General features: G+C 35.7%; 4 protein-coding genes. All 4 read left to right on the top strand.

Going from position 1 to position 5,783, the window contains the following annotated elements:
* A partial coding sequence (locus EHC72_RS22845) for a hypothetical protein (protein ID WP_165585898.1) occupies window positions 1-374 on the top strand: 374 nt, incomplete at its 5' end.
* Between the two features lie 767 nt (window positions 375-1,141).
* The gene (locus EHC72_RS22390; protein WP_131539944.1) at window positions 1,142-4,552 is read left to right on the top strand and encodes an RHS repeat domain-containing protein; all 3,411 of its coding nucleotides are present in this window, start codon (window positions 1,142-1,144) and stop codon (window positions 4,550-4,552) included.
* 6 nt (window positions 4,553-4,558) lie between these two features.
* Window positions 4,559-5,500 carry a DUF6443 domain-containing protein gene (locus EHC72_RS22385; RefSeq protein ID WP_131539943.1) on the top strand — a complete coding sequence of 314 codons (942 nt, stop codon included), beginning with the start codon at window positions 4,559-4,561 and terminating at the stop codon, window positions 5,498-5,500.
* On the top strand, window positions 5,440-5,783 hold a 344-nt coding region (locus tag EHC72_RS22380; protein WP_131539942.1), incomplete at its 3' end, for a hypothetical protein. The genes EHC72_RS22385 and EHC72_RS22380, both read left to right, overlap by 61 nt.

Genomic DNA, 5,783 nt, shown 5'->3' with positions numbered 1-5,783 from the left:
CCAATCAACAGCTTGCCGCTGCTTTAGAAACAATAGCCGATGCTATTTTGAAATTCCAGCCCGAGCTTGTAGAGTATGGCATTACCGAAGATGAATACAATAAGCTTAAACGCTTTATTGATGATTATGAAAACAATAAAGATCAGCCTCGTTTGGTTATCACCGATAGAAAGAGCCAAAACAAATCTATTGTTAGCCTGATTAATGAGCTTAGGCTATCATTTTACAAGTTGGATAGGTTGATGGGAATTTGGGAGGATGAACATGTAAAATTTGCCAATGATTATAAAACTGCCCGTATTGTAATTGATTTGGGTAATAGAAGTAGCTCAAAAGTAATAAATATAGAGGGGCCAGACGTTCCTGGTATTTAAAAATTTAATTTATAAGCCTCACTGGTTGCATGCTCGTGAGGCTTTTGCTTATTGGAGAGGTAGTATAGTTTTGACTTTTATTATAGACAATAATACTGCTGGTTTTACTGCATTGTTTTGGTAGATTTAAAAATATTTATTTGTATTTAGGTTTTGTCTAAGTCAACAGCTATCTTAGCTGAATCATCCCAAAATTAAATAGTGAAATTAATTTAATAAAAAGATGAATATCTTAACGCTCAATCAATGGAAATTTAATTACCTAAATTTTCAAAAACTTCTCCAACTTTTACTGAAGCCATTCCCTTTTTTTTAATCTTTAATAGGGATCAATCATTAGATGCTGACTTTTTAGCGTTATAATTAATACAAAATACTTTGCCTATTATAGGATAGGCAACTCTTTTTATAATGTACTCGGGTTAATTATTATCATAAATTATTACAGATGAAACAAAGATTATTATTAAGCGAAAGCAGAACAAATGCTTTATTCGAAGAGAACATCTCGTAGTGAAAGCAGAAGGTTTGAAAACGAAGAGTTTTCATAAAGCTAAAAATAAACTATTTGCAAACGATACCTCGGGTCAAGCTCCGAGGTTATTCATTTTGCTAGACGAATTTAAAACAACGCCAATATCCTTATAATCTTTGTCGACCTTGAATGGAGGAGAAAATCGTTGATAGTCGTTGCGGATCTCCCGAAAACAATTGTTAGTCAAAGATACTACGGTTAAATAAAGTTAAATTATCTAAAGACCAGATCAATGAATCTATTAAAATCGAGTTGTGTACGCAATGTTGTCGTACTGTGTTTTATCAATATTTTTTTTAATGTAAAATATTCCCAAGGTCAGAGAAACAACCAGATTGAAAGCAAGTTTTTACCCCCATCACCAACTGCGGGCTCATTAGGAAAATATGGACAAATCCCGATAGGATTTTATACTGGAATTCCTCAGATTAACATCCCTATACACGCAGTTAAATATAAGGAGTTAGAACTGCCTATAAGTTTAAACTATCACGCATCAGGCAATAAGCCTGATGAAATGCCTGGAAGCGTTGGTTTGGGCTGGTCATTAGGTATTGGGGGTAGTATTACACGAATAATCAATGGAACGCCAGATGAGGGAGTTTATCCCGTTAATTTTGCGAATGCCTATAATAAGGATTGGGGTGATGGGATTGGGTATCCGAATTTAGACGGACCGGTGCAGGAACTAACGGTTACCGTTCCTGCTAAGGAAATAGGTATGTTTAATTATTCTGGAATAGCTGTACTAAGCTCTTCATATCAGGGCGACTATGATGCTAGAGGCAATTTTTTAGGTGGTAGTTACACTATTACTTATACTCCCACACTCCACAACCCCGGCTATTCCCCACTTACAGGAGTAGTTATGCCAAATCCAATTCAGTATGATGATTGGAGTTCTCCCATTAGAATGAATTCTTATTTAAAAACTGGTTATTACGAAATATCACCACTAGTTTCTGATACCTCATGGATTGCAGATAGCAATCCGGATGAATACATTTTTAATTTTAATGGCATCTCTGGTAAATTCTATCAAGATAGAAATGGGATAGTTCATGTAAAAAGTCAAAATGGTGAAAACTTCAAGATAAAAATAAATTTCGTTGGTCAAAAATTTATTGATTTACCTTATGAGGAACAAAATAAAAACTATCCATTTATCTCAACCTATGTGAATAAGCTATATAAAGAGCTGTTGCTTTATAGCTTTACCATAACAGATAATAATGGGATAAAGTATACTTTTGGAGGCACCGATGAATCAATTGAGTTTAGCAGGCCAGGCAGATGTTTAAAAAATACAGCTATAGCAGACCATCCTGGAGGGTATGTACAGCCAACATCTTGGCAGTTAACATCAATTGAATCACCAAATGGATATAGAATTTTGTTAAGTTATTATAGGGATAACTTTATAATTACCAAATCTGTATATTCAGACGTTGTAAGTTCGATGCCATTGTCTAGTTTTAGATTAACTGCCGATGGGACAAACTTTGCTTCGAATAAAATTGAAAAAACAACTTTGATTAATCCTGTTCATTTACAAAAAATAATTACCCCGAGCGAAGAAATACTTTTTACTTATAAGCTAGTACAGCAATTGGGCTATATTGTTCCTTCAAACTACCCTAACAGAGATATCCTTGCCACAAATGAGGATATATTTTATAATTATAAAGATGTGGGGCGAGCCACTATAGCGAACAGAAATCCAAGCGTGAATGATTTCATTTTATTTTCAAATAATAAGGGAGAAATCTATAAAAGGTTGTTTTTTAATTATAATGGAGACCCAAACAAGCGTTTGGAATTAGACTCTTTAATGTTTTCAGAAAGCTATGGAGCAGAGCAGAAATATCGATTTGAGTATAATCCAACTCCATTACCAAATTATTTAGCTAGTAAAAATGATGCCTTTGGATTTTATAACGGTAAAGAAAGTGTGTTGAATAACATGGATGGAGAACAGGGATTTCAATACTTTTTATCTGTTAGTGGAAATGAAAGAACACTAAGAGAACAAGAATATAATTTAAGTAGAATGCCCGATTTCAATTTTTCTAAAGCTAGAATTTTAGAAAAAATTATATATCCAACAGGAGGGGCGGTAAAGTTTGAGTTTGAGCCCAATCAATACAGTGTAACAGCAAAAAAATGGCCTTTTACTGTTGTAAATAATCAAAATAACAACTCAATTGAGACTGCAGGGTTAAGGATTAAAAAAATTAAATCTTTATTGAAAGATGGCTCTGTTGCTTCTGAAAAAAACTATTATTATACTACTGATTATATTAACGGAGGCGGTATTTCTAGTGGAGTTTTAAGTTATGAGCCTAAATTTTTTGAAAAATTTTCTGGTATAATTAATAACCCAGCTAATAATTATTACTCTAATCCAAGTGCATCATTTAATGGCAAAGGTAAGAGAATAGATTATTGGAGATGGTATTCTAATGCAATCGAACCCATGAGTGCTGTTAGAGGGCCGCATATAACCTATTCAGAAGTTACGGAAGAAACTGTTGGTTTAGGGTTTACTTCATATAAATATCAAAATTTTGATAATGGCTTTAATGATCTGCCACCCGTTGCTCAAGTATCTGATAATGCTGATTTAAAGCAATTTTGGGAAAATGACGAAGGAATCAATATGGATTTAGAAAGGGGGCTTATTTCGAAAGAAAGTGTATATGATAAATTTAAGCAAAAAAAACAGGAAACGATTTATTCTTACAATGATGATCCTAATAGGTTCGACACCAACATTAGAAAATTAGTCTCCTCAGTAAATAATGAACTTCCTAGAGATTATATTACTTCTATGAGAGCCACAGCATCATTAATATATACCTATTTTCCATTCTTGAAATCGAAACAAGTAATAACAAATTTTGAGAATGGACAGATTATAACACACAAGAATGATTATTTATATGATAAAAAATATGGGGTTTTGGTAGAAGAATCCCTCACAAATAGCAATAACCAAACCCTAAAAACTACCTATAAATACCCTTTTAATTTTCTAAATAATGATCCTGAAAAGATATTTAGAAATCTAACAGGAGATAATCGAATATATATGATAGAAAAAAATGAGTTGCTGAATAATAAACAAATTTCTTTTTCTCGAATCAATTACGATAAGTTCAGCTCTAACAATTTATTTCTACCAAAATCTGTAGAATTACAAGTCGGCTCAAACCCAATCCAAACAAAACAGCTTTTTAACAAATATGACCTAAAAGCAAATGTTACAGAACTTCAACAACCTAACGGGATTAAAAAAATCTATGTATGGAGCTACAATAGCCAGCATCCCGTTGCTGAGATCGGTAATTGCGACTATGCTGTAGTTGAAACTCTTCTTGGTGGGGCATTGGCAATTGAGAGTTTTAATAAGAAAAACCCAACTGACGATGAAATTAAAACGTTTTTGGCTCCTTTGAGAAGTGGCTTGCCTAATACCCAAATTACCACCTACACCTACGCTCCCTTAATAGGCATAACCAGCCAAACAGACCCTAAAGGACTCACTACTTTTTATGAATATGATGGTTTTGGGAGACTCAACTTAATTAAAGATCAAAACGGTAATATTATCAAAACCTACGATTACCATTATAAAAATTAGTGCCTCATGAAAAGATATCTAAATTATAGCTCCGTTCTCCTTTTACTGCTCAGTGGTTTTGGCTTAAAAGCACAAGACCATAAAATAGTAAGTACTTATAATGGTGAGGCAGAGATTACCGCCCCCTTAAGTGTAACCCTAACCGACGGTTTCCATGCTACAGGTAACGTTCGTATTTATACGACAGGTAAAAGCCTGCAGAACTGTTTCTCTTTGGTCTCCTTACCGAGCAGTAACCAGAACTACATTTTAACCCGAATATTTAAACAGCGTGGCGTAACCGAAGCCACGTTGGGTAACGCAAGACTGGTATGCGATGAAAATCAAACCATCCAATACTTTGATGGCTTGGGCCGGCCGCTACAAACTGTTACGGTGCAAGGCAGCCCTACAGGGAAAGATTTGGTGCAACCGGTAGCCTATGATGCCTTTGGGCGAGAACAATTTAAATACCTGCCTTATGCCTCCAGTACAGGAAGCAATGGCAGTTACCGGGCTGATGCACTAACCGGGCAATCTTCTTTTTACCTCAGCCAGCCTGCCACAAGTGGCATCCCGGTTATCCCAACTCCTTTTAGCCAAACGGTATTTGAGGCCAGCCCCTTAAACCGGGTGCTGGAACAAGGTGCTCCGGGTGATGCCTGGCAACCTGCACCAAACAGTTTAGCGGGGCATACGGTAAAAATGGATTATGGAACAAATGTACTGAACGAAGTTAAACTCTGGACGATAAATGCGGCCGATAACGGGGCAAGTGCAGGTGTTTACCTGCCTGGCAAACTGTATAAAACGATCTCTAAAGATGAGAACTGGAAACCGGGTGATGATAAGATGGGCACGGTTGAAGAGTTTAAAGATTTTGAAGGGCACGTAGTATTAAAAAGGGTATGGGAAACCAACAGCAAAAGCCTTCTACCTATTACGTTTATGATGATTACGGCAACTTAAGATATGTATTGCCCCCTGCAGTAAATGAAAACGGGCAAAGCCCGGTTAGCTCTTTCACCGAAAGCGATACCAACTTTAATAACTTTATTTATGGCTACCATTATGATGGACGTAAACGTTTAGTTGAAAAGAAGATTCCGGGTAAGGGATGGGAGCATATGGTTTATAACCCCTTGGATCAGGTGGTATTCAGTCAGGATGCCGTACAAGCAGCTAAATCACCAAAAGAATGGTTGTTTACCAAGTATGATGCTTTGGGCCGTGTAATATTAAGTGGTTTATA

Origin of the sequence: Pedobacter nototheniae (assembly GCF_004335085.1) — a bacterium.
Lineage (GTDB): Bacteria > Bacteroidota > Bacteroidia > Sphingobacteriales > Sphingobacteriaceae > Pedobacter > Pedobacter nototheniae.
The sequence above is the reverse complement of the archived record's forward strand: the minus strand, read 5'-3'. Positions and strand labels throughout refer to the sequence as shown.